This is a genomic window from Methylobacterium sp. W2, from assembly GCF_020662345.1.
Lineage (GTDB): Bacteria > Pseudomonadota > Alphaproteobacteria > Rhizobiales > Beijerinckiaceae > Methylobacterium.
Window position 1 is genome coordinate 50,071 of the sequence record NZ_VMOA01000006.1, and the last position, 26,401, is coordinate 76,471.

General features: G+C 68.3%; 25 protein-coding genes and 1 riboswitch. Of the genes, 11 read left to right on the forward strand and 14 right to left on the reverse strand.

From position 1 onward, the window contains the following. Window position 1: 1 nt before the first annotated feature. Genes FPV16_RS04885 through FPV16_RS04895 form a run of 3 tightly spaced genes read right to left on the reverse strand, consistent with a single transcriptional unit; the run spans window position 2 to window position 1,213 of the window. On the reverse strand, window positions 2-517 hold the full coding sequence (locus tag FPV16_RS04885; RefSeq protein WP_227436585.1) for a TspO/MBR family protein: 516 nt from the start codon (window positions 515-517) through the stop codon (window positions 2-4). Then, on the reverse strand, window positions 514-942 hold the full coding sequence (locus FPV16_RS04890; protein ID WP_227436587.1) for a helix-turn-helix domain-containing protein: 429 nt from the start codon (window positions 940-942) through the stop codon (window positions 514-516). Before FPV16_RS04890 ends, FPV16_RS04885 begins: the two co-directional genes overlap by 4 nt. Window positions 943-958: 16 nt before the next feature. Further along, the gene (locus FPV16_RS04895) at window positions 959-1,213 is read right to left on the reverse strand and encodes a type II toxin-antitoxin system RelE family toxin (RefSeq protein ID WP_227436589.1); all 255 of its coding nucleotides are present in this window, start codon (window positions 1,211-1,213) and stop codon (window positions 959-961) included. A 106-nt stretch (window positions 1,214-1,319) separates the two neighbouring features. Between FPV16_RS04895 and FPV16_RS04900 the strand changes: the two genes are divergently transcribed. Together FPV16_RS04900 and FPV16_RS04905 are read left to right on the forward strand one after the other, a co-directional pair. Next, window positions 1,320-2,495, forward strand: coding sequence for a trans-sulfuration enzyme family protein (locus FPV16_RS04900; protein WP_227436591.1), 1,176 nt, complete (start codon window positions 1,320-1,322; stop codon window positions 2,493-2,495). Window positions 2,496-2,595: 100 nt separating this feature from the next. Next, on the forward strand, window positions 2,596-3,057 hold the full coding sequence (locus FPV16_RS04905; protein WP_227436594.1) for a hypothetical protein: 462 nt from the start codon (window positions 2,596-2,598) through the stop codon (window positions 3,055-3,057). 42 nt (window positions 3,058-3,099) lie between these two features. On the opposite strand, the gene FPV16_RS04910 is transcribed toward FPV16_RS04905, so the two are convergent. Continuing rightward, entirely contained in the window at window positions 3,100-3,546 is a 447-nt protein-coding gene (locus FPV16_RS04910; protein ID WP_227436596.1) for a GNAT family N-acetyltransferase, read from the reverse strand. Continuing rightward, the gene (locus tag FPV16_RS04915) at window positions 3,543-3,947 is read right to left on the reverse strand and encodes a rhodanese-like domain-containing protein (protein ID WP_227436598.1); all 405 of its coding nucleotides are present in this window, start codon (window positions 3,945-3,947) and stop codon (window positions 3,543-3,545) included. The genes FPV16_RS04910 and FPV16_RS04915 overlap by 4 nt, the downstream gene beginning before the upstream one ends. Window positions 3,948-4,002: 55 nt before the next feature. Here FPV16_RS04915 and ftrA point away from each other — a divergent pair, with 55 nt between their 5' ends. Further along, entirely contained in the window at window positions 4,003-4,995 is a 993-nt protein-coding gene (ftrA, locus tag FPV16_RS04920) for a transcriptional regulator FtrA (protein WP_227436600.1), read from the forward strand. Between the two features lie 221 nt (window positions 4,996-5,216). Here ftrA and mdoH read toward each other — a convergent pair whose 3' ends face one another. Next, window positions 5,217-7,112 (reverse strand): glucans biosynthesis glucosyltransferase MdoH, encoded by a 1,896-nt coding sequence (mdoH, locus tag FPV16_RS04925; protein ID WP_227436602.1) that lies wholly within the window; start codon window positions 7,110-7,112, stop codon window positions 5,217-5,219. 237 nt (window positions 7,113-7,349) lie between these two features. On the opposite strand from mdoH, the gene FPV16_RS04930 reads away from it, so the two are divergent. From FPV16_RS04930 to FPV16_RS04940, 3 genes are all read left to right on the forward strand, one after another. Then, window positions 7,350-8,825 carry a glucan biosynthesis protein gene (locus FPV16_RS04930; RefSeq protein WP_227436743.1) on the forward strand — a complete coding sequence of 492 codons (1,476 nt, stop codon included), beginning with the start codon at window positions 7,350-7,352 and terminating at the stop codon, window positions 8,823-8,825. Between the two features lie 167 nt (window positions 8,826-8,992). Continuing rightward, entirely contained in the window at window positions 8,993-10,096 is a 1,104-nt protein-coding gene (locus FPV16_RS04935) for a catalase family protein (RefSeq protein WP_227436603.1), read from the forward strand. Window positions 10,097-10,179: 83 nt separating this feature from the next. After that, window positions 10,180-10,379: riboswitch (cobalamin riboswitch) on the forward strand. Window positions 10,380-10,490: 111 nt separating this feature from the next. Beyond that, window positions 10,491-12,641, forward strand: a complete 2,151-nt coding sequence (locus tag FPV16_RS04940) for a TonB-dependent receptor (protein WP_227436605.1) — start codon at window positions 10,491-10,493, stop codon at window positions 12,639-12,641. A gap of 150 nt (window positions 12,642-12,791) precedes the next feature. Here FPV16_RS04940 and FPV16_RS04945 read toward each other — a convergent pair whose 3' ends face one another. After that, window positions 12,792-13,454 (reverse strand): TetR/AcrR family transcriptional regulator, encoded by a 663-nt coding sequence (locus FPV16_RS04945; protein ID WP_227436606.1) that lies wholly within the window; start codon window positions 13,452-13,454, stop codon window positions 12,792-12,794. A gap of 81 nt (window positions 13,455-13,535) precedes the next feature. On the opposite strand from FPV16_RS04945, the gene FPV16_RS04950 reads away from it, so the two are divergent. From FPV16_RS04950 to FPV16_RS04960, 3 genes are all read left to right on the forward strand, one after another. Beyond that, entirely contained in the window at window positions 13,536-14,276 is a 741-nt protein-coding gene (locus FPV16_RS04950) for an SDR family oxidoreductase (protein ID WP_227436608.1), read from the forward strand. A gap of 676 nt (window positions 14,277-14,952) precedes the next feature. Next, window positions 14,953-15,231 carry a hypothetical protein gene (locus tag FPV16_RS04955; protein ID WP_227436610.1) on the forward strand — a complete coding sequence of 93 codons (279 nt, stop codon included), beginning with the start codon at window positions 14,953-14,955 and terminating at the stop codon, window positions 15,229-15,231. Between the two features lie 180 nt (window positions 15,232-15,411). After that, window positions 15,412-15,768 carry a hypothetical protein gene (locus FPV16_RS04960; protein WP_227436612.1) on the forward strand — a complete coding sequence of 119 codons (357 nt, stop codon included), beginning with the start codon at window positions 15,412-15,414 and terminating at the stop codon, window positions 15,766-15,768. A 370-nt stretch (window positions 15,769-16,138) separates the two neighbouring features. On the opposite strand, the gene FPV16_RS04965 is transcribed toward FPV16_RS04960, so the two are convergent. Continuing rightward, the gene (locus tag FPV16_RS04965; protein WP_227436614.1) at window positions 16,139-17,248 is read right to left on the reverse strand and encodes a hypothetical protein; all 1,110 of its coding nucleotides are present in this window, start codon (window positions 17,246-17,248) and stop codon (window positions 16,139-16,141) included. A 234-nt stretch (window positions 17,249-17,482) separates the two neighbouring features. On the opposite strand from FPV16_RS04965, the gene FPV16_RS04970 reads away from it, so the two are divergent. Together FPV16_RS04970 and FPV16_RS04975 are read left to right on the forward strand one after the other, a co-directional pair. After that, window positions 17,483-19,813 (forward strand): Tex family protein, encoded by a 2,331-nt coding sequence (locus tag FPV16_RS04970; protein WP_227436616.1) that lies wholly within the window; start codon window positions 17,483-17,485, stop codon window positions 19,811-19,813. A 337-nt stretch (window positions 19,814-20,150) separates the two neighbouring features. Then, window positions 20,151-20,603, forward strand: a complete 453-nt coding sequence (locus tag FPV16_RS04975) for a BLUF domain-containing protein (protein ID WP_227436618.1) — start codon at window positions 20,151-20,153, stop codon at window positions 20,601-20,603. Between the two features lie 108 nt (window positions 20,604-20,711). Here FPV16_RS04975 and FPV16_RS04980 read toward each other — a convergent pair whose 3' ends face one another. The 6 genes from FPV16_RS04980 to cysT form a co-directional block, all read right to left on the reverse strand. After that, window positions 20,712-22,058 (reverse strand): L-serine ammonia-lyase, encoded by a 1,347-nt coding sequence (locus tag FPV16_RS04980; RefSeq protein WP_227436620.1) that lies wholly within the window; start codon window positions 22,056-22,058, stop codon window positions 20,712-20,714. Between the two features lie 117 nt (window positions 22,059-22,175). After that, window positions 22,176-22,682 carry a phosphate-starvation-inducible PsiE family protein gene (locus FPV16_RS04985; protein WP_227436622.1) on the reverse strand — a complete coding sequence of 169 codons (507 nt, stop codon included), beginning with the start codon at window positions 22,680-22,682 and terminating at the stop codon, window positions 22,176-22,178. Between the two features lie 71 nt (window positions 22,683-22,753). Further along, window positions 22,754-23,311 (reverse strand): DUF4337 domain-containing protein, encoded by a 558-nt coding sequence (locus tag FPV16_RS04990; protein WP_207411111.1) that lies wholly within the window; start codon window positions 23,309-23,311, stop codon window positions 22,754-22,756. Window positions 23,312-23,404: 93 nt separating this feature from the next. After that, on the reverse strand, window positions 23,405-24,391 hold the full coding sequence (locus FPV16_RS04995; protein WP_413629191.1) for a sulfate/molybdate ABC transporter ATP-binding protein: 987 nt from the start codon (window positions 24,389-24,391) through the stop codon (window positions 23,405-23,407). Window positions 24,392-24,455: 64 nt separating this feature from the next. Further along, window positions 24,456-25,337, reverse strand: coding sequence for a sulfate ABC transporter permease subunit CysW (gene cysW, locus FPV16_RS05000; protein WP_227436624.1), 882 nt, complete (start codon window positions 25,335-25,337; stop codon window positions 24,456-24,458). Beyond that, on the reverse strand, window positions 25,330-26,187 hold the full coding sequence (gene cysT / locus FPV16_RS05005; RefSeq protein WP_026176312.1) for a sulfate ABC transporter permease subunit CysT: 858 nt from the start codon (window positions 26,185-26,187) through the stop codon (window positions 25,330-25,332). Before cysT ends, cysW begins: the two co-directional genes overlap by 8 nt. Window positions 26,188-26,401: the final 214 nt, after the last annotated feature.

The following is a 26,401-nucleotide window of genomic DNA, read 5'->3' on the forward strand; positions in this document are numbered from 1 at the left end:
GTCAGTTCAACCGCCAGAGCGCCACGGTGAGCACCGTCGCGAAGGTGACCCAGGCGGCGTAGGGCACGAGCAGCCCCGCCGCGAACCGGTCGAAGCGCCAGGACAGGCGGATGGTCCAGAGGATCATCACCAGCATCGCCGCGGCGACGATCCCCGCCCAGCCGAGGGCATGGGCCGAGAAGAAGACCGGCGACCAGGCCGCGTTGAGCGCCAGCTGGGCGGCGAAGGCACCCACCGCCAGCCCCCAGGCCCGCCGCGTCGGACCCGTTGCCGGATACGCCCCGAGCAAGCGCCAGAACGACAGCGCGATCATCGCATAGAGGATCGTCCAGGCCACCGGGAACAGCCAGTTCGGCGGGTTGAAGCTAGGCTTCGTCAGGCCAGCATACCAACTCTCGATATTCGGCGTGGTGCTGAGCGAGCCGATCACCGAAGTGGCCACCACCGGGAGGATGGCGACCGCGAGTCTCGCTATCGGAGAGAGCGGCGAACGAAACGGAATGTGGGACGTGGTCATGCCGATGTCTTACCCGTATCGCGATGCTCCGTTCCGGTGCCGTGGGGGCTGAACCCGACGAGATCGTCGAGGGAGACGGCCAGGGCCGAGGCGAGCCTGCGCAGGGTCTCGATCGTCCCCTCCCGTTTCCCCGTCTCGATCTGCGACAGGTAGGCCTGTGCGATGCCAGCTTTGTCCGCGAGGGTTGCCGCCGTCATGCCGCGATGGTCGCGCCAGACACGGATGCGATTCTCACCCGAGAGCAATCGTTCGACGATCGCCGAGGGCACGAGTTCCTCTTCGCCGAGGGCCAGCTTGCGCTGGAACTCGGTAACGGCGAGGCGATCCTCCGCATTCTCGGCGGCTTCGAGGAGAGCTTCGTATTCCGCTTCCGGCAACACGACGAGCCGCTCGCCCCCTGCCGTCACGATCGTCTGGGCACCCATGGCGAACCGTCCTGATTTAATCGTATGCGCTACCGCGACGTGCGATTTTGATGATGGCGAGGATCTGCCCGTCCTGGGTGAACAAAATTCGCCAGTCACCGACCCGGAGGCGGTAGACGCCGAGCTGGCCCTTCAGAGCCTTGACGTTGTTGGCCTGAGACGCCGGATGTCCCGCATACTCGTCGATCTTCGTTCGAATGAGTCTCGCTACGTTCGCCGGCATGCGGGTCAGTGCCCTCACGGCATCCTTGCTGTAGGCGACCTGCATCATGACGTGAGCGGATAGCGAAATTCGTCGAGGTCGAACATAGCATTCCGCTATTGTTTCGCTACGTCTCTCCCAAGGGTCAAGCGGCCCATTTGCCGGAACGATACCCATGTCCGAACCCGCCGAAGATCCCTCGCCCACTCACGCCAAGCTTGGCTTCACCAAGCGCACCCTGGCCGCACAGGCCATGGGCCATGTCGATCCGGTGACGCGGGCGGTGGTGGCGCCGCTCCATGTCTCGACGACGTTCCTCCGCGATCCCGACAACGGCTACAGTTCGGGCTTCTCCTATGCCCGGCCGGACAACGCCACGACCCGCGAGGCCGAGGCCGTCATCGCCATGCTCGAGGAGGCGGAGGCCGGCGCGATGCTGTTCGGCTCCGGCATGGCGGCGGCCACCGCCGTCTTCACGGCCCTGGAGCCTGGCGACCACATCGTCGCACCCCTCGTGATGTACTGGGCCTTGAAGCGCTGGCTCCAGCAGGAGGCGCCGCGCCGGGGCTGGGGCCTCGATTTCGTCGCCATGGACGATCTCGACGCCCTGCGCGCTGCGATCAGGCCGGGGACGACGAAGCTCGTCTGGGTGGAGACCCCCGGAAACCCGCTGTGGACCATCACCGACATCGCCGCCGCGGCCGAGATCGCGCACGAGGCGGGGGCGCGTCTGGCCATCGATTCCACCGCCGCTTCGCCGATCCACACGCGGCCCCTGACGCTCGGGGCCGACATCGTCATGCACTCGGCCACCAAGATCCTGAACGGGCATTCCGACGTGGTCGCCGGTGTCCTGGCCTCGGCCCGCGCCGATGCGTTCTGGGAGCGGATCGGCGCGATCAGGGCGGGGGGAGGAGCGATCCTCGGGCCGTTCGAGGCCTATCTCCTCATGCGCTCGCTGCGGACCCTGCCCCTGCGGGTTGCCGCGCAATCCGCCTCCGCGGCGGACCTCGCCCGGCGCTTTGCGGCGCATGCGCGCGTGGCCTCGGTGCTCTATCCCGGCCTGCCGGGCGATCCCGGCCACGCGGTGGCGGCGCGGCAGATGGAGGGCGGCTTTGGCTTCATGCTGTCGATCCGGGTCGCGGCCGGCGAGGAGGCGGCCATCGCCACGGCGGCGCGGGTGCGCCTGTGGAAACGCGCCACGTCGCTCGGCGGCGTCGAGAGCCTGATCGAGCACCGCGCCTCGGTGGAGGGGCCGGGCACGCCGTGCCCGCCCGATCTGCTGCGGCTCTCGGTGGGGATCGAGCATGTGGACGACCTGTTCGCGGATCTCGACGCGGCGCTGGGCTGATTTCCTCGCGCGCACGTGGCGTGATCGGGGCCTTCGCGCGTTGTGCGAAGGAGGAGCCGCCGGTGGGCGGCTGGCGTGACCCGATATCGAGGACGACCCGATGCGATACCCCTTCACCCTTCTGACCGGCGCCCTCGCGCTCGTCACTCTCACCGGGGCCGCCTCGGCCGCCGATGGACCGCCCAAGCTCGACGTTCAGGCCACCTGCAAATCCTCGGTCCGCGCGGAGGCCAGCGTCAGCGACAATTCCACCGTCGAGGGCTGCCTGCGTTCGGAGGAGGCGGCGCGCAAGGAAGCCCAGCGCCGCTGGGGCGACTATTCGCCGGCCGCCAAGAGCCAGTGCGAGAAGCAGTTCCAGGCCGGCGGCTTCCCGTCCTACGTGGAGATGGTGACCTGCCTCGAACTGGCCAGCGGCACGGTGCCGACCCAGGGCACCGGCCCCGGCGCGGATACCAGCTCCGGCGCCCGGCGCGAGAAGGCGGACGGCAATGCCGGTGCGGCCACCGCCGAGCCCAGGCCGAGCCAGCGCACCAACCCGATCGAGGTGCTGGAGAAGCCATGAGCGGGTTCGCGTTGGCGAGCCGACCCGAAGAAGCGGTCATTATCACCGGAGCGGTATGGCGAACCGCTCCTTCGTGACGCCGAGTGCCCCAGTCCGGCTATAGAAACGGATGGCATCTTTGTTCCAGAGCGGCGTCTGCCATTCGAGCCGATCGATATCCTCCGCCTGCGCAAGTCTCACCGCCGCGTCGAAGAGTTGCCGGCCGATGCCCCGACCACGCGCTGTAGCCACGACAAACAAGCAGTCGAGGTGGCCATAGGGACACCCTTGCCATAGCGAGAAATCGAATGTGACCGCAGCGTAGCCGACAAGTGCGGTATGCCCCTCGGCCACGAGCAGATGCGTCGGTGGGTCGTCCGCCGAAAGGATCGTCTCGAGCTCACCGAACGACAGGGGAGCCTCGCCCCGCTCGAATGCGGCATGCGCCCGAACCAGATTGAGGAGCGCTGGCGCATCGGGCACCATCGCTTTCCGGACGCGCGTGCTCATGACGCTGCCCCAGTCCGCGCCAATTCGAAGCCTTCGTCGAGCCAGCCGGTGATGCCGCCAGCCATGATTTTGACGGGTCGGCCGAGTTCCGCAAGCCGCAGCGCCCCCCTGGCAGCACCGTTGCAGTGCGGCCCGGCGCAGTAGGTCACGAACACCGTGTGCTCCGGCCAATGTTCGAGCTTCGAACGCACGATCTTGCCGTGTGGCAGGTTGATCGCACCCGGAACATGACCTGCGGCGAAGAGGGCGGGGCCGCGCACGTCGAGCAGCACGAAGTCCGCCCCATGCGCCAGAGCGTCATGCACGTCCCAGCAGTCGGTCTCGAAAGCGAACTCAGCGGCGAAGCGCTCGCAGGCAAGGGCGCTCGGGGCGGGTGGCACTGCGGTGACTGCGGTAGGCATCGGAATCTCCCTCGTTTGACCATGCCATGTCGCCCTCGCGGAGTTCGGCTTGCAATTGGCTGAAACGCCAGACATCGTGAAGATCGTGCCAAACACGACTGGACCTCTCGCCGTCGCGCTTCTCTACGATGGCCTATGTACCTTCGAGTTCGGGATCGTGGCCGAAGTGTTCGGTCTCCCCCGACCCGAGATGGGTGAGGCTTGGTATCGCTTCGCCAGCTGCGCGATCGAGGGGGGGCCGCTGCGTGCGCACGGGGGCTTCACGCTCACGCCGGACCACGGCATCGAACTGATCGACCACGCCGACATCATCGTGGTGCCCGGCTGGAAGGGTGCAGACGAGCCGGTCCCGGAGGATCTCTGCCGCCGGTTGCGAACGGCCCACGAGCGCGGAGCGCGGCTCGCCTCCATCTGCTCCGGCGCGTTCGTGCTCGCCGCGACGGGGCTCCTCGATGGCGGGCCGGCTACGACCCACTGGCGCTACGCTGAGGCTCTGCGCGGGCGCCATCCCGAGGTCGCGGTCGACCACGCTTCGCTCTACCAATCCCACGGGCGCCTCTTCACCTCTGCCGGGAGTGCGGCAGGGCTCGACCTCCTGATTGAGATCGTGCGTCAGGATTACGGGCCGGAGGCTGCGAACTCGGTGGCGCGCCGCCTCGTGATGCCCGCCCACCGCACGGGCGGGCAGGCGCAGTTCCTGGAGCGCCCCGTACCGGTGCGGCGGAACAGCGAGGTCGCGCCCTTGCTCGACCAGATGCGGGCCGAACTGGGCGCGTCGTGGCCGCTGACGCGCATGGCCGAGGAATGCCGCATGAGCCTGCGTACGTTCGTCAGGCGCTTCACCGAGGCCACCGGGTCACCGCCGGGCGAGTGGCTTGCCGCAGAGCGGATCGAAGAGGCCAAGCGCCTTCTCGCCGCAGGCCGCCTGGGCGTTGACGACATCGCTGCTGTCGTCGGGCTGGGCGGAGCCGACACGTTGCGGCACCACTTTCGCAAACGCATCGGTATCAGCCCTGGTGAGTTCCGGGCGCGCTTTGCCCGGCCCTAGACACACAGCGTGAGGTGTCCGCCCCGTCCGCTTATGCGCATCCTGCCTCTTCGTCTGGAGGACCGAGTTGGGTCGGTGGCGCAACGTCCGCTTCGAGGCGAACAATCAGGGCCCGCTCGCCACCCTGAGCAGCCCTTCGCATTGTCAAGCCGATTGGGTTTGGACCGAGCTCCCAGCCTCGCGCCCCTCTAACCTCGCCGCGGCGCCGAGATGCCGGCTCCTCAATGCGCCCAGGCTTCCTCATGGAGGCGCAGGCCCCGCTCCTCGCCCCGGCGGACCGAGGCCAGGTCGAGGAGTTCGGGGGCGCGGTCCGTGTCGTCGATGGACAGGAACAGTCCGTTGCTTTGCGAGGCGCGGCCGAGATCGGCGCGGCTGGTCAGCACGCTGAAGGCGGGGCTCGTGAGCAGGGCGAGGGCCACCGGCCCCATCCACAGGGCGAGCCAGGGATTTCCCGCATAGACGAGCAGGCCGGCGAGCAGGGCTCCCGCCACCAGGGCGTCCACCTGCAGGCGGATCGCCTCGGACCACGGCACCTGCCGGTCGTCGCGTGCCTGCGAATCCCAGCGCACCACGCGGCCGATGAAGGTGGTGGCGACCGCGCCGGCGGCAAAGACCGTCATGACCGGCCAGAGCAGCACCCAGACGATCTGTTCGAGCACGGCGCTCTTCAGGAGCGAGGCGGTGCCGCCGAAAGCCGCGCGGCGGGTCGGCGAGGCCAGGACATGGCCGAGGCTGAGGAGTTTCGGCAGGGCCATCACGGTGACGACGAGGGCGGCCAGCGCATGGGCGGCGAGGCCGGTTCCGGTAAGCCCATAGGCCAGCAGGCCGAGATCGCCGGTCACGGCGGCCTGGATCGAGGCGGCGGCGAGGAACAGCACCCAGAGCGGGCAGGCGAGGTAGGACAGGATCCCGACGATCAGGTGCCAGCGGCTCGCCGCGCGCAGGCCGGGCAGGGTGGTGACGCGCAGGTGCTGCATGTTGCCCTGGCACCAGCGCCGCTCGCGCCCGAGGAGATCGACGAGATTCGTCGGCATTTCCTCCCAGGTGCCGCCCATCTCCGGCAGGAGGCAGACCTCCCATCCGGCCCGGCGCAGGAGGGCGCCCTCGACGATGTCGTGGCACAGGATCTCGCCGCCCAGCGGCGCCTTGCCGGGCAGCACCGGCAGTTCGGCATTGTCGGCGAAGGCCGCGACCCGCAGGATCGCGTTGTGGCCCCAATAGCTCCCATCGGCGCCCTGCCAGGTCTCGAGGCAGCGGATCGACAGCGGCGCGTAGAGCCGCACGGCGAATTGCTGGATGCGGGCAAACAGCGTGTCCCGGCCGGTGGCGTAGGAGACGGTCTGGATCAGCCCGACCTTGGGGGCTTCCTCCATCAGCCGGGCGAGGCGGCGCATGGTGGCGCCGGTCATCAGGCTGTCGGCGTCGAGCACGATCATGAAATCGTAGTCCGAGCCGTAGGACTTGCAGAACTCGGCGATGTTGCCGGCCTTGCGGCCCGCATTGTCCTCGCGCCGCCGATAGCGGAAGCGCGGCAGGCCGGGGCCGTTCAGGCGCGCCCAGGCCTCGATCCGGGCGAATTCATGCTCCTCCACCGCCGCGATGGCGCCGTCACGCGTGTCGGAGAGGACGAAGATGTCGATATCGGACCCGTCGCCGCCGCCACGCTGGAGCGAGCGGGCCATGACGCGCAGGGCGGCAAACACCGCCACCGCGTCCTCGGCATGGATCGCCACCACGGCCGCGGTGCGGCTCAGGCCCGAGGCGGTGGCCGGCACCGTGGCCGAGCGGATCTCGATCGCGGATTTGGCGGCATCGCCGAACCCGGCCGCCGCGAGGCCGTAGACGTATTGCCAAGCGACGTAGGATTGCCACGTCATCACCAGGCCGAACAGCACCAGCACGGCCCAGCCCAAGGCGCCGTCGGGGCGTCCATAGGCGGACAGGGCGAGCCAGACGATCGCGGCCGCGGTGACCAGGGTCGGCACCGCCAGCAGAAGCCGCCGCCGCAGCAACGACGGCGCCTCGAACGAGGGCGTCTCGCTCGGCCGGATCGCGGGAATCGCCGGGTCCGGGATTCCGGCTTGGGATGCGTCGTGCGACAACCGGGTGATGGACATGGGGCGATGGGCACTCGATCGACGTGAAGTGGGCCGTCATCCGTCACGACATGAAGGGCATCGATGACACGGGATGATGGTGGAGACGAGCGTTCGGGACGCGAGCCCCTCTCGCGGCGGCAGACCTTGCGAACCGCGCTCGGTATGACCGCAGGCATGATAATGCCTAGTGCCGTCGACCTGAATACCGCCAGAACGATGGCCGCCGACACTCTCGACCCACCGCGCGACGCGCCGATGACCTTCGAGGGCGTCGTGGCCCAGGCCCGCCGCCTCGCCGCCGCACCCTACCGGCCCGCTCCCGACGATCTCCCGCCCCCCCTCGTCGGCCTCAGCTATGACGGCTACCGGGCGATCACCTTCCGCCCCGACGCGTCCCCCCGCCTCGGCGGCTCGTTCTCGCTGCAGCTGTTCCATCGCGGCTTTCTGCAGAAGAAGCGCGTCGCCCTGTTCCTCCAGCCGCCGGACGGCCCGCCGCAACCGATCCTCTACCAGTCGAGTCTGTTCGATCTCGGATCGGACCTCGGCGGGCAGGACTTTTCCCGCGATCTCGGCTTTGCCGGCTTCCGGCTGCATCATGCTTTCGACGATGCGAAGCCGGCTCACCAGGAGGAGTTCCTGGTCTTCCTCGGCGCCTCGTATTTCCGGCTTCGCGGCAAGACGCAGGAATACGGCCTGTCGGCGCGCGGCGCCGCGATCCAGGCCGGCGGCCCCGGAGCGGAGGAGTTTCCGGACTTCACGGCGTTCTGGATCTGCGAGCCGAAGGCCGAAGCCCGTGCCGTCACGATCCTGGCCCTCCTCGATTCGCCGAGCCTGGCCGGCGCCTACCGCTTCGTGGTCGAACCCGGCGAGACCTCGCGGATGGTGGTCACCGCCTCGCTGCATCCCCGCGCCGCGATCCCGCGTCTCGGTCTCGCCCCGCTCACCAGCATGTTCCTGCACGGGCAGAACGGTCCGGGCGCGCGCGGAGCCGCGCCCTTCGACGATTTCAGGCCCCAGGTCCACGATTCCGACGGGCTCGTGGTCTCCACCAGGGACGACCGCCTGTGGCGTCCCCTGAGCAACGGACGGCGCGATCCGCAGATCTCGGCCTTCCGGACCGATCCCCTCGACGGGTTCGGGCTTCTCCAGCGCGAGCGAAGCTTTGCCGCCTATCTGGATGTCCAGGCCCGTCACGAGGCCCGGCCCGGCCTCTGGGTCACGCCCCAGGCGGGGTTCGGCGCCGGGGCGGTGCAGCTCTTCGAGATCCCGTCGCGCGAGGAGTACATGGACAACATCGTCGCCGCCTTCGTGCCGGGCGCACCCATTACGGCGGGAAGCACCCTCGACCTCGCCTACACCCTCGCCACTGTCGGGGCCGAGCCGGACACCGCCGTGCTCAGCGCGCTGGCCCGGGTGGTCTCGACCCGCGTCGGCTCGGCGGAACGTCTGCGCCCGACCACGCCGCCGAGCCCGGACCGGCGCCTCTACGTCATCGATTTCGAAGGGCCGGGCCTGCCCGCCGGCCATGACGGGGACATCGCGGCCGAGGTCTCGGCCAGTGCCGGCACGATGGTCGATCCGGTGGTGGAGCGGGTGCCCCAGACCGGGGGCTGGCGCCTCTATGTGGAATGGCGCCCACCGACGCCCCTGCCGCCCGGCGACGTCATCCTGCGGGCGCGCCTCATGCGGGCCGGTCGTCCGATCAGCGAGACCTGGGACAACCCCGCCTGATCACCGGGCATTCTCACGGCCTCACGACTTGGCGAGGGGATCGGAACGTGAGCACCGGTCGGGGATTTCTACCTTGGAACACCACCAAGTTGCGGAGCCGCCCGGTTCCCCCGGGGCCTTCGAAGCGCCTTGGGGTGCGGCGTCCGCCATCCCCCGGAGCAGCACCCTTGGCGATCAACACCCCCTATCTGCGCTACACGCCTGCCGTCGAGACCCCTGACGCCGATGAGGCCGAGACCAGCCGGTCCCTGAACGAGACCATGCGCTCCATCAGCGAGACGACCCTCGCCGATGGCGGCCATGCCATCCGCAGCGTCCACGCCAAGGCGCATGGCGCGCTGAGGGCCGAGTTGGAGGTGGCGCCCGGCCTGTCCCCCGAGCTGGCGCAGGGCCTGTTCGCGAAGCCGGGGCATTATCCGGTGGTGATGCGCTTCTCGACCATCCCCGGCGATATCCTCGACGACAGCGTCTCCACCCCGCGCGGCGTGGCGATCAAGATCGTCGGCGTCGAGGGCGAACGTCTCGAAGGGTCGGAGGGGGATGCCACCCAGGATTTCGTGCTCGTCAACGGCCCGGCCTTTTCCGCACCCGGACCGAAGCAGTTCCTCGCGACCCTGAAGCTCCTCGCCAAGACCACGGACCGGGCCGAGGGGCTGAAGAAGGTGGCCTCGGCGGCGTTGCGCGGCGTGCAGAGCGCGGTCGTGGCGACCACCGGTTCGCCGAGCCCGACCCTGGCGACGCTGGGCGGACAGCCGGAGACGCATATCCTCGGCGACAGCTTCTACAGCCAGGTTCCGCTGCGCTTCGGCGATCACATCGCCAAGATCGCCCTCGTCCCGGTCTCGCCGGACCTGACGGCGCTCACCGACAAGCCGCTGGACGACACCAGCGCCCCCAACGCGATCCGCGAGGCGGTGCTGGAGCATTTCCGCCTCCATGGCGGCACCTGGGAGTTGCGGGCGCAGCTCTGCCTGAACCTCGACGACATGCCGGTGGAGGACGCCTCCGTGGTCTGGCCGGAGGCAGCGAGCCCCTACCGCACCATCGCCACCCTCACCGCCGCGCCGCAGGCGAGCTGGAGCGAGGCCCGCGCGGCTTTCGTCGATGACGGTCTGTCCTTCAGCCCCTGGCACGGGCTCGCCGCGCACCGGCCCCTGGGCGGCATCATGCGCATGCGCAAATCGGCCTACGAGATGGGCAAGCGCTTCCGGGCCGAGAAGAACGGCCGCCGCATCGAGGAGCCGAGGAGCCTCGACGCGCTGCCGGAGTAAAGCCCGACGTTGCCGCGATGCGACAGGGCGGCGGCGATGGTCGGTGCGGGAGAATCTCGCCATTGACCGTCCCGTCAGCCCCGACCTAGCGTGGCCGCGACGGTTCCTCTTCGGAGGATCAAAAGGGAACGCGGTGAGGATCTTGCGTCCGATGCCGCGGCTGCCCCCGCAACTGTAAGCGGCGAGTCCTTCATCAACACGTCACTGGGTGATCCACCTGGGAAGACGATGAGAGGGCGGCGACCCGCGAGCCAGGAGACCTGCCGTCAGTCGTGGTCACACGCGAAACGCATCGGGCGGGGTGTCCTGGTGGGGTGTCGGGGCGTTCGCATGTCGCGAACGCATCGGCTTCGTTCGCGGTGACGTGCCACTGCCGTCGCCCGAGGTTCCCGCCGTGTCCGCCCATCCTCCACGCGCTCTCCCTCCCTTTCTCGTCCTCGCGCTGCTGACCTCCGCCTCACCGGTCCTCGCCCAGGCCGGCGCGGCGACCACCGCCGAGGCGACCCTCGACGAACTCTCCGTGGCCGCCGACATGCGGCCGCCTCCTGCCGCCGGTCCCGGTTTCGGCGGGGCCACGGGCGGAGCCGGCGGGGCCGAGGCGTTCGGCGCCCTGTCCGCTCCCGCGCTGACGTCGAGTTCCGGCGTCATCACCGGCAAGGTCCTCAACGACCGCCCGGTCACCCGCCCCGGCGAGGTGCTGGAAGCCGTGCCCGGCCTCATCGTCACGCAGCATTCCGGTGAGGGAAAAGCCAACCAGTACTTCCTGCGCGGCTTCAACCTCGATCACGGCAGCGACATCGCCATCACCATCGACGGCATGCCCGCCAACATGCGCACCCACGGCCACGGCCAGGGCTATGCCGACATCAACTTCCTCATTCCCGAACTCGTCGGCGCTGTGGAGTTCCACAAGGGCCCGTACTTCGCCCGCGACGGCGATTTCGCCTCCGCCGGCTCGGTGCGGATCGATACGATCGACGCGGTGCCGCGCCCTCTCGCGCTCACCTCCCTCGGCAGCTTCGGCTACAAGCGGGCGCTCACCATCGCCTCCGCGCCCCTCGGGGACGGGACTCTCCTCGCCGCCGGCGAGGCTCAGGTCTATGACGGCCCCTGGGTGGTGCCGGACGCCATCCGAAAGCTCAACGGCGTGCTGCGCTACAGCCAGGGGAACGCCCTCGACGGGTTCTCCGTCACCGGCATGGCCTATTCCAACCGCTGGACGGCGACGAACCAGATCCCCCAGCGGGCCATCTCCGAGGGCCTGATTGGCCGCTTCGGCACCCTCGACCCCAGCGATGGCGGCGATGCGAGCCGCTTCTCCCTGTCGGGCCGCTGGAGCCGGTCGGACGACGGCGGCGTCACCCGCGCCAGCGCCTATGTCATCCGCTCGAACCTCAACCTCTTCAACAACTTCACTTACTTTCTCAACGATCCGGTCAACGGCGACCAGTTCCGCCAGCTCGACAGCCGCACCGTCGCCGGCGGCGAGATCGCCCGGGTGTTCAAGGGCGAGGTCTTCGGTCTCTCCATGGAGAACGAGATCGGCGTGCAGACCCGGTTCGACGACATCCATGTCGGCCTGTTCAACACGCGGGCGCGCTCTTCGCTCTCCACCGTGCGCGACGACCGCGTGCAGGAGGGCAGCGCCGCCCTCTACGTCGAGAACCGCCTGCGCTGGACCGATTGGCTGCGCACCAGCGTTGGCCTGCGCGCCGACGCCTACGACGCCACCGTGAGATCGAACAATCCGCTGAATTCGGGCCACGCGCGGGACGGCATCGTCAGCCCCAAGCTCGGCGCGGTGTTCGGGCCCTGGGCCGAGACCGAGCTGTTCGTGAATTACGGCGAGGGTTTCCACTCCAACGATGCGCGGGGCGCGACCATCACGGTCGATCCGGGCAACCCTCTGTTCCCCCTCGACCGGGTGCCGCTGCTGGTGCGCTCGGTGGGCTCGGAAGTGGGCTTCCGCAACCGCTCCATCGCCGGCCTCGAATCGACCGTGACCCTGTTCCAGCTCGATTTCGACTCCGAGAACCTGTTCGTGGGCGATGCCGGCACCACCGAGCCGAGCCGCCCGAGCCGGCGCACCGGCATCGAGTGGACCAACCACTACGCGGTGACGCCCTGGCTCGCGCTCGATGCCGACCTCACCGTGACCCATGCGCGCTTTGCCGACCGCGACCCGGCGGGGAGCCGCATTCCCGCCGCCCCCACCGCCATCGCGGCCGCCGGCTTCACGCTGGGCGAGTCCCTCGGCTGGTTCGGTACGCTACGGCTTCGCTATTTCGGGCCGCGCCCGTTGATCGAGGACAATTCCGTCCGCTCGAAGCCCACCACCCTGGTGAACGGCCGCATCGGCTACAATTTCGACAACGGCGTCACGGTGCAGCTCGACATCCTCAACCTGCTCAACGTCAAGGCGAGCCAGATCGATTACTTCTACGAGTCTCGCCTGCGGGGAGAACCCGCCGGCGGCGTGGCGGACACGCATCTGCATCCGGTGGAGCCGATGGCCGTGCGGCTGACGGTGGCGGGGCGGTTCTGAAGCCTGGACCGGCGGTCTAACCCGTCCCGTCAGGGCTCTACCAGCCCCAAGCAGGTTTCGCAGAAGTGGTCACCGGTTCTGCGTCCTAAAACCTGCGACACTTCAAAGGCCTAAGCAAGGCGAAGCGTTGGCTTGCCAATGCGAGCCTGCTTAGCCCGATGCGCTTCCCTCGCGATCGTCCCATCTCAGCATCGCGAGCTCGGCCACGGCCTCCAGTTCGGCGCGGCTCGCCCCGTCGCGGGCCAGGATCGACATGCCGCTCTGGATCGTCTGCACGAAACGGGCAAGGGCATGGGTATCCGCCAAGGCCGGGAGTTCCCCTGCCGACACGGCTGCAGCGAGCCGCGCCTTCAAGCGCTCCAGCGTGACGGCACGGGCCGAGCGGACGAGTTCGCCGAGTTCCGGACGGCCCTCACTGCCGACCGCCGACAGAGTCACCATGCAACCGAGGGGATTGTCGGCGAGGGATCCCGTCAAGGCGGCAGCCGAATCCAGCAGGAGGGACAGGATGGCGTCGCGGGCGGTCCCGGCCGATCGGAACCCGTCCCAGACCAGGGCCTCGTATCTGTCGTTGTAGTGGCGCAGGGCCTCCGTAAAGAGCGCCTCCTTCGAGCCGAACGCGGCATACAGGCTGGGCGAGCCGATCCCCATCGCCTGGGTCAGGTCGGCCATCGACGTCGCGGCGTAGCCTTTGAGCCAGAACAAGCGGGTCGCCTGCGTCAGGGCGGCGTCACGATCGAACGCGCGGGGTCGACCGCGACCACGGCCCGGTCCCGTCCCGGCGGCTCTCGATGTCCGTTCCGATTTCTGCATCGATCGATCTATAAATGGCTTGACCCGTCCCGACAACGCATCTAGCCATTTATGTGTCGATCGTTATAGAAAGAGGACATCATGACTGAGTTGATGGGCCGGCGCGCCCTCGTCACCGGTGGCTCGCGCGGGATCGGTGCCGCCATCGCTTTGGCGCTTGCCGACAAGGGGGCGGATGTGGCGCTCACCTATGAGCGATCGGCCGACCGCGCGGCCGAGGTGGTTCGGGCCATCGAAGCAAAAGGCCGGCGCGGGCTCGCGATCCAGGCCGACAGCGCCGATGCGGCGGCCGTGAAGCGCTCGGTCGACGAGGCCGCCGCAGGGCTGGGTGGCCTCGACATCCTCGTCAACAATGCCGGCATCGTCCGCTATGGGCCTGTCGAGGAGATGAGCCTGACGGATATCGACGCGATCCTCGGGGTGAACATCCGCTCCGTCATCCTCGCGTCGCAGGCCGCCGTTCCGCATCTCGGGCAGGGCGGCCGGGTCATCACCATCGGCTCCTGTCTCGCCGAGCGCGTCCCCATGCCGGGGGTGACGGTCTACGCGATGTCGAAATCCGCTCTGCTCGCGTTCACGCGAGGATTGGCCCGGGAACTCGGTCCGCGCGGGATCACCGTGAACCTCGTACAGCCGGGACCAACGGACACGGACATGAACCCGGCGACCGGCGATCAGGCGGATGGCCAGCGCGCGCTCACCGCGCTCGGGCATTACGGAACGTCGAAGGACGTCGCGGCGGCGGTCGCGTTTCTCGCCAGCCCGGCCGCGCGGCAGATCACGGGGACCGGGATCACCGTCGATGGCGGCGCCAATGCCTGACGGACCATCGGCGCCGTCTCATCCGTCGGCATGATCCGCCGCGTCGCGAGGACGCGCGCTTGCGTTGGTCGTCGGGTCCAAGGGGGCGGGGCCGAGGCCTCGACCCCTTCCTTAATCGTTCGGCCCCACCCGCCTCGGCGCCCCCATCTCCCCCGGAACACGAATTTTTGCGCCTGCCCGGCCGCCGGTCATCTCCGGGGTGGACACGGTGCGCTTATCGTCCACCGCGAGGGTGCGGACCTCGTGGACGTCGCCGGGCTCGGATCGACGGCGTGGCCCACACGCATCTCCACCCGGCGGAGCCGATGGCCGTGCGGCTGAGGGGGGCGGGACGGTTTTGACGCCAGCGACTCGTTCTCGGCCGCTCCTCTTCATGCGCAGGGACTCGAGCGCATTCCGACGACGGGGAAACCCGTTCGATGAAAGAATGCGTTTGCGGACATAGGCTTGGGGCCGGCGACCCGATGCGGCCGGGGGGAGGCGGTTCGACGGGAATTTTGTATTATCTATTTAAGCTTGCCTCTACTTGACTAGTACAATCAACAAAGCGTGATAGGCGTCGTTTTTGACCATTTGGTCTAACTATCGCGTTGACTGTCGTTTTTGGGAGGCATATCCCCCTCTTACCGGCAACGGAGCCGGTATTCCCAAGTCAAAGACGACAAGGAACAATATCATGAAGATGTTTATGAGCGCCGCCATCATCGTGGCCGCAATGATCACCGCAGCTGATGCAGCGGAAATGCCGGCCACCAATGCGATCAATAGTGTGAACGATACCCGTTCAGTGAGTGATTTGATCACCAAGGCGGCATGGGTCGGACGTTACGGTCAGCTCTGCAGTCATGGCCCGGTCTGGATGGCGTCATGCCACGCGTCCGATCAGCCTGGACCCTACATTCAGGGCCATTGGAACCCGATGCGCACCCGCTGGATACCCGGTCACTACGTCTGAGTGTTCCAGTATTCGCATCGCTCACCATAGTATCGAGGTGCCGGCCTTGGAACGGAAAAGCAGAAACCCATCCGTCGTCGGAACGGACCGGGTTTCGTGCGGCCGATGCGGTCGTGGACGGCGCCGCTGTCCCGATCCGACATCATCCGAAACCGGACTGCGAACCGAAAGGTCAATCCCATGAAAACCAGCATCCTCGCGGCGATCGGCCTGTCTGCGGTCGCGTTCCAGGCACAGGCCGCCGGCATCCATACGGCCGCTCCCATCACGATCAGGACCGAGGTCTTCGGGCGCCCGCCCTATTCCGGGGCGACATATTATATCTACCAGCAGAACAGCAAGGTCATCTGCACCAAGCTCGCCACCTGCAACAAGTACAACGACTGCGAGACAAAGTACGTCGAGGGCGAATACAAGGATCCGGAGGATGCCGAGGACGGCGCCCCGTTCGGCACCACCCCGGCCACGATCATCCCGCGTGCCTCCCTCGTCAAGCACGCCTGCCTCACGAGCTTCAACCTCATCGACGCCCGGTGAGGGGACGGTCTCCGGCCCGACGCGCCGAGAGAGTTCCGTCGAGCCGGTCTCCCTTATGGGAGCTACCGGATTCACACATCTCCTCGACGGCTGTTTTCTCTAGCCGAAGGCATCGACACGAGGCGCGCCGGGCTCCCTCTCCTGGAAGGAGAGGGCTGGGGTGAGGTGTGGTCCATCTCCGAAGAGGTCACACACCTCACCCTGTCCGTCTCCTTCCAGGAGAGGGGACCCGTGCTGCCCGCGCGATGTGTGAGCATCGTAACTCATGCGAGCGGGGATCGAGCGATTATATGATTATATTCTTTTAATTGTCGGAAGCGGATACCCGGAGGGTGGCCCGATGGGACCTGTATCCCGGTCCTCGGTCGATCTACGGCCCCACCCGCTTGCGCACCACCATCTCCCCCCGAAACAAGAACTTCTGCGCGCGCTTGCCCGTATCCACCTCCGTGGTGAAGACGTTGCCCCGGCTGTCGATGGCGAGGTTGTGGACCCAGTGGAAGTCGCCGGCCATGCGGCCGTTGCGGCCGAAGGCGCCGAGCACTTCGCCGGTGTCGCGCTTCAGGGTGCGGACCTCGTTGTTGGCGCCGTCCGCGTTGAGGAGGTAGGTCTGGTCGGGATCGGGCCAGAGCGCCAGTTCCCAGACGGAGCCGTTGGCGCGGGTGGTCTTTTCCACGAAGAATTCCTTCACGAAGCTGCCGTCGCGGCGGAACACCTGGACCCGGTCGTTGGCCCGGTCGCAGACATAGACCAGCCCGTCGCGGGCGATCTGGATGCAATGGACCGGGTTGCGGAATTGCTGGGCCGGCGCGGCGGCCGGGTCGTAGGCCGGCAGGGTCTCGTCGGTGGGCGGCTTGCCGTAGGCGCCCCATAGCCGCTTGAACGCCCCGGTCTCGGCGTCGAACACGATGACCCGGTGGTTGAAGTAGCCGTCGGCGACGAAGAGCTCGTTGGTCTCCGGGTCCACCTGCATGGCGGCGGGGCGGCCGAGGCGGGTGGTGTCGAGGCTGTTGGTCTGCGGGCCCTGCTTGCCGATCTGCAGGACGAATTGGCCCTCCGGCGTGAATTTCAGGATCAGCCCATCCTGCTCGCCGTTGCCGGCGAGCCAGACGAAGCCCTTGTGGTCGATATGGATGCCGTGCTCGTTCTGCGGCCAGTCATAGCCCGCGCCCGGACCGCCCCAGGAGCGAACCAGGGTGCCTGCCTGGTCGAAGACCAGCACGGGAGGGGCGGGGTGGCAGCATTTGGTGCGCGGCGGCGTGAGGCTCGCCGCTTTCTCGTCGTCGGTCAGCGAGCGGGGCCGCTGCAGCACCCAGACCCGGTCCTCGGCATCCACGGCGACGCCGGAGGCCTGGCCCATGATCCAGTTGTTCGGCAGGGGTTTGGGCCAGGCCGGATCGACCTGGAAGGTCGGGGGTTCCGCCGAGGCCGCGCCTGAAAAGGCGACGACGAACGCGGCCAGAGCAAGCCTGAGCCTCATGCGATTCTCTCCCTGACCCGTTTGTTGTTTCGACAAGTCTCCGCTGCGACGACCCCCTTGTCCATCGCGTGGAAGCGTGATCCGCGGCCTCTGTGGCGACAATCGGTATCGACAGGGGGGGCTTTGTCACGAACACATCGGCCCGGGAGCCTGCGCAGGGCGGCCGGACGCGGTTTGACCGCTCTCCGGCCCGGCCTGTAGACACCGCGGCCCCTTCACGCGCGCGAGGATTCCATGGCCGCCATCACTGCAACCATCGCGGCGGAGCTCAAGGTCGCCGAGCGGCAGGTCGCGGCGGCCGTCGAGCTCCTCGATGGCGGATCGACGGTGCCGTTCATCGCGCGCTACCGCAAGGAGGTCACCGGCGGCCTCGACGATGCCCAGCTGCGCGACCTGGAAGAGCGCCTCGCCTATCTGCGCGACCTGGAGGCGCGCCGCGCCGCCATCCTCGAGAGCATCGACGGCCAGGGCAAGCTCGACCCGGCCCTCAAGGCCCGCATCCTCGCCGCCGACACCAAGGCGCGGCTCGAAGACCTCTACCTGCCGTTCAAGGTGAAGCGGCGCACCAAGGCGCAGGCCGCCCGCGAGGCCGGGCTCGGCCCCCTCGCCGAGGCGCTGCTCGCCCATCCCGAGCGCGCGCCGGAACAGGCCGCCGCCGCCTTCGTCGATGCGGGCAAGGGCGTCGCCGATGTCGAGGCCGCGCTCGAGGGTGCGCGCACCATCCTGATCGAGCGGTTCGGCGAAGACCCAGAACTGGTGGGACACCTGCGCGACACGGTCTGGCAGCGCGGCCGGATGACCTCCACCGTCAAGAAGGGCAAGGAGGCGGCGGGCGAGAAGTTCGCCGACTATTTCGACTTCTCCGAACCGCTCACGCGCCTGCCCTCGCACCGCATCCTCGCTCTGTACCGGGGCGAGAAGGAGGAGATCCTCGACCTCGACATCACCGATGCCCCCGGCGATGGGGCCGAGAAGGGCGTGCCCTCCTGGCAGGAGCTGCGCATCGCCCGCGCCTTCCGCATCGGCGATCACGGCCGGCCGGGGGACCGCTTCCTGATGGAGACCGTGCGCCGGACCTGGCGCACCAAGCTGAAACCCGCCCTCGACACCGACCTGCGCGGACGCCTGCGCCAGGTGGCCGAGACCGGCGCGGTCGGCGTCTTTGCCGGCAACCTGCGCGACCTGCTGCTCGCCGCCCCCGCGGGGGCCCGGCCGACCCTCGGCCTCGATCCGGGCTTCCGCACCGGGGTGAAGGTCGCGGTGGTCGATGCCACCGGCAAGGTCGCGGCCACCGACGTGATCTACCCGCACGAGCCGCGCCGCGACTGGAACGGCGCCCTCGTCGCCCTGGCCAAGCTCTGCCGCGCCCATAAGGTCGAGCTCGTCGCCATCGGCAACGGTACCGCCTCGCGGGAGACCGACAAGCTGGCCGCCGAACTCATCGCCAAGCAGCCGGAGCTGAAACTCACCAAGGTGATGGTGTCGGAGGCCGGCGCCTCGGTCTACTCGGCCTCCGCCTATGCCAGCGCCGAATTGCCGGGCCTCGACGTGACCCTGCGCGGGGCGGTCTCCATCGCCCGGCGCCTTCAGGACCCGCTCGCCGAACTGGTGAAGATCGAGCCGAAGGCCATCGGCGTCGGGCAGTACCAGCACGATCTCGGCGAGGGTCAGCTGTCCAAGGCCCTCGATGCCGTCGTGGAGGATTGCGTGAACGGCGTTGGCGTCGACGTGAACATCGCCTCCGCGCCCCTGCTCGCCCGCGTCTCCGGCCTGTCCGAGCGGGTGGCGGCCAACATCGTGACGACGCGGGACGAGAAAGGCCCGTTCCGCACCCGCGCCGGCCTCAAGAAGGTCGCCGGCCTCGGCCCCAAGGCCTACGAGCTCGCCGCCGGCTTCCTGCGCATCCGCGACGGCGACGATCCCCTCGACGCGTCGGGCGTGCATCCGGAGGCCTATCCGGTGGTGCGCCGCATCCTCGCCGCCGCCGGGCAGCCCATCCAGGCCGTCATCGGCAACGGCCCCGTCCTGAAGAGCCTCGACCCGAAGCGCTTCACCGACGAGACCTTCGGCCTGCCCACGGTCACCGACATCCTGGCGGAGCTGGAAAAGCCCGGCCGCGACCCGCGCCCGGCCTTCAAGACCGCGACCTTCCAGGAGGGTGTCGAGAAGATCACCGATCTCCGGCCCGGCATGCGCCTCGAAGGTGTCGTGACCAACGTCGCCGCCTTCGGCGCCTTCGTCGATATCGGCGTCCACCAGGACGGTCTCGTTCACATCTCGGTCCTGGCCGACCGGTTCGTGAAGGACCCCCGCGAGGTGGTGAAGCCCGGCGACATGGTGCAGGTCCGCGTCGTCGAGGTGGATGCCAACCGCAAGCGCATCGCGCTCAGCATGCGCTCGGAGGAAGCGGGCGCGGCGCGACCGGGGCGACCGGAGGAGCGCTCCTCCTCACGGCCCCAACAGAGGCCCGCGCCAAATCCGGCGCCACGCGGCCCGGCCCCGGACGGCGCATTTGCCGAAGCCCTGCGCCGGGCGGCGGAGGGCAAGGACCGGGGACGCCGCTGACGGCGGCGATCCTGTGATCGGGCGCTCGGCTGGACGGTGAGCGGTCATCGCGCCGTTCATGCCGAAGGCTCAGCCGGGACCGTGGTGGAAGGACGACCGACGGCTCATCTCCGGCATCCGGCACATCGCGTAAAAACCTCCGGCTGTCGCTCGCCAGAGCCGTGAGGAGGAGTCCAACAGCTGCTTATCGTTGCGTCTTGAGATTTGATTAACTGAGCTGTCAAACAAGACAATGGGATCAAGGACGATAGGGTTCGTGCTGCGTTGGTGAGATGCATGAGCGTAAGAGACGATCATTCTCTTACACTCCGCTTTTCAACAGAAGTGACAATCTGCGATGGTTCACCAGCTCGTCTATTACAGCCGTAACGTCGTGCAGGGTAACGACCGCGCAATGCTTGCGAATTTGCGGGACATCGTTGCCACTTCTCAGCGCAATAATAGCAGAGACGGGATCACCGGCTTCCTCATCTTCGACAAGACGTGGTTCATTCAGATTCTCGAGGGTGAGCAAGCCCAGGTGAGTGCCACCTATACGCGTATTGCACGCGACCCGCGCCACGCCACTGCAACCATCATGGATGCGCGCAATGTTCAGGGCCGCTCCTTCCCTAATTGGACCATGGGTGGCGCGATGCGAACGCCAGAGGTGGAAGAAGTCTACCTGCAGCACGGTATCGGAAGCGCGATCGAGCCGACACGCCTGAAGAGCGCTCACGTCATCAATCTTGCCCTCGATCTTCAGGCCTTCGATGCAGCCAAGCGTCAGGCGCAGCGTCTCGCCAGCTAGCCCCAGCAGCTGAGGGTTCGCAGAGTGTACGGACGGCCATGGGGTCCGCTCGTCACCGTCTGGATCATCTGCAGAACCGGCCGTGACGGCTGAGACGGGATCGGCGGCTCAGCACGCCGCCACGTTCACCGCGAGGCCGCCGAGCGAGGTCTCCTTGTACTTCGCCTGCATGTCGTGGCCGGTCTGGCGCATGGTCTCGATGACCTCGTCGAGGCTGACCCGATGGATGCCGTCGCCGCGCAGGGCCAGGGAGGCGGCGACCACCGCCTTATTGGCGCCGAAGGCATTGCGCTCGATGCAGGGGATCTGGACGAGGCCGCCGATCGGGTCGCAGGTCATGCCGAGATGATGCTCCATGGCGATCTCGGCGGCGTTCTCGATCTGCAGGGTCGAGCCGCCGAGCAGCGCCGCGAGGCCCGCCGCCGCCATGGCGGCGGCCGAGCCGACCTCCCCCTGGCAGCCGACCTCGGCGCCGGAGATCGAGGCGCGGCTCTTGATGAGGCCGCCGATGGCGGCCGCGACCAGCAGGAACTCGCGGCCGCGCTCGTCCGACCAGCCGGGGCAGAAGTCGCGGGCGTAGCGCAACACGGCGGGGACGATCCCGGCGGCGCCGTTGGTGGGCGCGGTCACCACCCGGCCGCCCGCGGCGTTCTCCTCGTTCACCGCGAGGGCGAACAGGCTGATCCAGTCCATGATCTCGTGGGCCGGCCGGGCGTTGAGGTGGCGGTTCGCCTCCAGGTCCTCGAACAGCTTCTTCGCCCGCCGCCGCACCTTGAGGCCGCCGGGCAGTTCCCCGGTCTGGCGCAGCCCCCGGTCGATACAGGAAAACATCGCGTCGCGGATGGAATCCAGCCCCTCGTCGATGGCCTCGCGGCTGCGGCTCGCGCCCTCGTTGGCGCGCTGGACCTGGGCGATGGAGAAACCGGTGCGCAGGCACGTCGCCAGCAGATCGGCGGCGCTGGCATAGGGGAGCGGAAAGGTCACCGCCTCGCCCTCGCGGACCTCCTCCTCACCGACGACGAAGCCGCCGCCGATGGAGTAGCAGGTGACCGTGTCGAGGACCGTGCCCTGACCGTCGAGGGCGCGAAAGCGCATGCCGTTGGTGTGGACCGGCAGCACCTCGGTGAAATTGAAGACGAGATCGCTCTCGAGGGCGAAGGCCGGCCCGCCGAGGCCGAGCCGGCCCGTCCGCTTCGCTTCGGCCACGTATTCGTCGACCCGGTCGGGGTCGATCCCGGCGGGGCTATGGCCGAGGAGGCCGAGGAGGATGGCGACATCGGTCCCGTGCCCGCGCCCGGTCCAGGCGAGGGAGCCGAAGATCTCGGCGCGGATGCGGGCGAGGCCGGGACGCCGCCGCGTCCGCTCGCGGAAATCGAGGGCCGCCACCATCGGCCCCACCGTATGCGAGCTCGACGGGCCGATCCCGATCTTGAACAGGTCGAAGGCGCTGATCATCGGTCCCGGTCCGTCTCATCCGCGGCATCGCGGCGTCGCGACCGCTCGTCTCATCGGCCTGATCTGAAGATCGGGCCTCGTCTTCGCAAGTGCGAAGCCAATTCCGCGACGGCGGGATCATTCCTTGCCGGCTACCTCGTTGTCGTCGCGGGCGCGGTGCAGCAGGAAGATCGAGATCACCATGGTGAGGATGAGCCCGGACAGCACGCCGAGCTCGATCATCGAGGCGCGGAACAGCGCCTCGCGCTCGGCCGTCATCGGCGCATGCATCACCTCGGAGGATTGCAGGGTGATGACGAGGACGCGCCGGATCGAGGCGATCAGCCCGACGATGAGGAAGGGCTCGCAGGTGAGCCGCCCCGAGCGCATCGAGACCCGCACCGTGTGCAGGATCTCCACCAGCATCAGCAGGAACAGCAGGCTGTCGACGATCTTGAGGAGTTCGCCCGAACCCCCGAGATGGCGGATGGCGCCGAAGAGCAGGCCCGTCGCGTCGATGAGCGCGAGGATCGCCGTCCCGGCGAGGAGCAGGCCGAGGGCGGCATAGACCGCGTGTTCGGTATGCAGAAAGACGAAGGCCGAGATCCGGGTCAGCCGGCCTTCCTGCTCGCTGTCTCGCGCCATGTCTCGCCCCCCTCATCCTTCAACTGTCGCGAGGGAGGCGAGAGTCCAGGCTCGGCGCCGGGATTCGCGCGTCAGTGGAAGAACGGCAGAAAATGCGGCGCGTAGAGGCCGAAGCCCAGCATCACCAGGCCGGCCACGCCCAGGAACCCGCCCGCCAGCGTCAGCGCGGCGATGCCGGTGATGACCTGGGCCGAGGCGAGGACGATGCCGATCTGGAAGGCGGCCGAGCCGAACTCGTAATGGTGGTAGCGATGGAGCGCGAGGTCGCGGTGCTCCTGCGAGGCCCGCGCCTTCTCCTGCAGCTCCTTGCGCCCGTCGCCGGTGGCGGGGTCCGATTCCCAGCGGGCCATGGTCTTGGCCCATTCCGCGCGCTTGGCCGCGATGGCCGGTGCGTTGGCCGTCTCCGGCGGGATCAGGGCGAGGGTCTCGTCGGCGGTCTTGAGGATGGTGCCGCGGATGGTGCGGGCCTGGTAATAGGCCCATTGGTTGGAGGATTCGACGTTGGCGCTGAGCGCTTCCGTCTGCGCCCCCTTGGCCAGGGTCTCGGCCAGCGCCAGGAACAGCGCCAGCACCGAGATCAGCAGCGCGACCTTCTTGTTCGAGCCCTCGATGGCTCCATGACCCGACATGCCGCTTGCTCCCGCTCGATTTCGACGGCGGCAGTCACAGCCGATCCGCGGAGGAAGCGCAACCGTTTCCTCCGCGGCCTCGTGGCCGCCCCGTCAATCCTTGAAGACGTAGCCGGCGTTGATCGTCAGGCCGACCGGGCGGCCGGCGGCGAGGCGGTGGGTGTCGGAGGCTTCCACCACGACGGTCTTCCCCTCGGAGCGGTCCACCTCGATCCGCTGGCGGCCCTGGCTGCGGTAGGAGGAGCGGACATGGCCTTCGAGATGGGCCTGGCCGGGCTCGGCGAATTGCAGCTGCCACGGTCTTGCGTAGAGCTTGACCGGGCCGACGAGGCCGGGCGGGGCCTTCACCGGGGTGAGGCGGCCGTTGACGCGGACCTCGCTCCCCTGGGCGATGGCTTCCACCTCGATCGTGTCGCCGAGGAACTTCAGCACGGTGGAGGAGACCGGGTTCTCCTGGACCTCGTCGGGGGTGCCGATCTGTTCGAGGCGGCCCTTGGACAGGACGGCGACGCGGTCGGAGAGCTCCAGCGCCTCGTCCTGGTCGTGGGTCACGAAGATCGTGGTCTGGCCGGTGCGGTCGTGGATCTCGCGCAGCCAGCGGCGCAGGTCCTTCCTCACCTGGGCGTCGAGGGCGCCGAAAGGCTCGTCCAGCAGCAGCACGCGGGGCTCCACGGCCAGAGCGCGCGCCAGGGCGATGCGCTGGCGCTGGCCGCCGGAGAGCTGCGACGGGTAGCGGTCGGCGAAGCCCGAGAGCTTGATCAGGTCGAGGAGATCGCCGACCCGGCGCTTGATCTCGGCCTTGGCCGGCCGGTCCGCGCGCTTCCGGGCGTTGAGGCCGTAGGCGATGTTCTCGGCGACACTCATGTGCTTGAACAGGGCATAGTGCTGGAACACGAAGCCGACGGCGCGCTCCTGCACCGGAACGCGGGTGGCATCGTCGCTACCGAAGATGATCCGCCCGCGATCGGGGAAATCGAGCCCGGCGATGATGCGCAGGAGCGTGGTCTTGCCCGAGCCCGAGGGGCCGAGCAGCGCCAGCAGCTCGCCCGCCCGCACGTCGAGGGAGAGGTCGTGCAGCACCGCCGCGGTGTCGAAGGTCTTCGACAGCCCCTCGACCCGGATCGCCGTGGATGATCCCGCCGGGTCAGTGGCGCCGTGCGCCTGCTGCGATCTCGGCGCTGAAGCGCCATTCGAGAAGGGATTTGACGAGGAGGGTGACAAGAGCGAGGCCGGCAAGGAGGGAAGCGACGGCGAAAGAGGCAACGAAGTTGTACTCATTGTAGAGGATCTCCACGTGGAGCGGCAGTGTGTTTGTCAATCCGCGGATATGGCCCGAGACCACCGACACCGCGCCGAATTCACCCATCGCCCGGGCGTTGCAGAGGAGCACGCTGTAGAGCAGCCCCCAGCGGATGTTGGGCAGCGTCACCGTCCGGAAAGCGTGCCAGCCGGAGGCGCCGAGGGTCAGGGCGGCTTCCTCCTCCGCCGTCCCCTGCTCCTGCATCAGCGGGATCAGCTGGCGGGCGACGAAGGGGAAGGTGACGAAGATCGTGGCGAGCACGATGCCCGGAACGGCGAAGATGATCTGGATGTCATGCTCGAGCAGCCACGGGCCGAGGAGGCCCTGGGCGCCGAAGACGAGCACGTAGATCAGGCCCGAGACCACCGGCGAGACCGAGAACGGCAGGTCGATGAGGGTCACGAGCAGGTTCTTGCCGCGGAACTCGAACTTGGCGATGGCCCAGGAGGCCATGATGCCGAAGACGAGGTTGAACGGCACGGCGATGGCCGCGGTGAGCAGGGTGAGGCGGATCGCCGAGCGGGCATCCACCTCGGAGAAGGCGGCGAGATAGGCCGACCAGCCCTTGGCGAAGGCCTGGATGAACACCGTCACCAGGGGCAGCACTAGGAACAGGGCGAGGAAGACCACCGCGATCCCGATCAGCAACGCGCGGACGGCGAAGCCTTCGGTGACCACGCTTCCGGCGCGGGCGGGGGGCTGAGTGGTGGCGCTGGCGCTAGACATATCCGAACCTCCGGCGGCTCCAGGCCTGGATCAGGTTGATGGCCAGCAGCGTCACGAACGAGATGCCGAGCATGATTGTCGCGATGGCGCAGGCGCCCCCGTAATCGAACTCGGAGAGCTTGATGACGATGAGGAGCGGCGCGATCTCGGAGACGTAGGGCAGGTTGCCGGCGATGAAGATGATCGAGCCGTATTCTCCGACGCCGCGGGCGAAGGCGAGGGCGAAGCCCGTGAGCACGGCCGGGATCAGCGGCGGCACCACCACCTTGATCAGGGTGTGCCAGCGATCGGCGCCGAGGGTGGCCGAGGCCTCCTCGATCTCCTTGTCGATCTCCTCGATGAGGGGCTGCACCGTCCGCACGGCGAAGGGCAGGCCGATGAAGACCATGGCGATGTAGATGCCCACCGGCGTGTAGGCGGCCTCGATCCCGAGCTTGGCGAGCTGCTCGCCGACGAGGCCGTTGGGCGCATAGAGGGAGGCCAGGGCGATGCCGGCGACGGCGGTGGGCAGGGCGAAGGGCAGGTCCACCACCGCGTCGACGATCTTGCGGCCGGGGAACCGGTAGCGGGTGAGCACCCAGGCGATGAGGAAGCCGAAGACCGAGGCGGTGAGCGCCGCGAGGAGCGACACGCCGAAGCTCACGCGCAGGGCGCTGGCGACGCGCGGATCGGTGGCCACCTCCCAGATCCCCCACAGGCCGAGGCCGGAGGCGCGGGCGACGAGGGCGGCGAGCGGCAGCAGCACGATGATGCCGAGGCAGGTCAGGGTGTAGCCGAAGGTGATGCCGAAGCCGGGAATCACGCTGGGCTGACGGAAGCGTCGTCTCGGACGCAGAGGCGGCTCTGCCATGGGGTGGTCCTGAATGCTCGTTGGATCGCCACCCTCCCGCCTCGGCGGAGGAGGGAGCGTGGTGTCAAGGCGGTGCGCCCGCCCCGCTCCGTCGCAGGCCGTCCCTCCATCCAAGAGGGTTCGGCACGAGGCGCGACGGGCTCCCTCTCCTTCCAGGAGAGGGGCCCCGTGCTGCCCGCGAGATGTGTGCCTATCGTCGGCCGGGGAGGGGCGC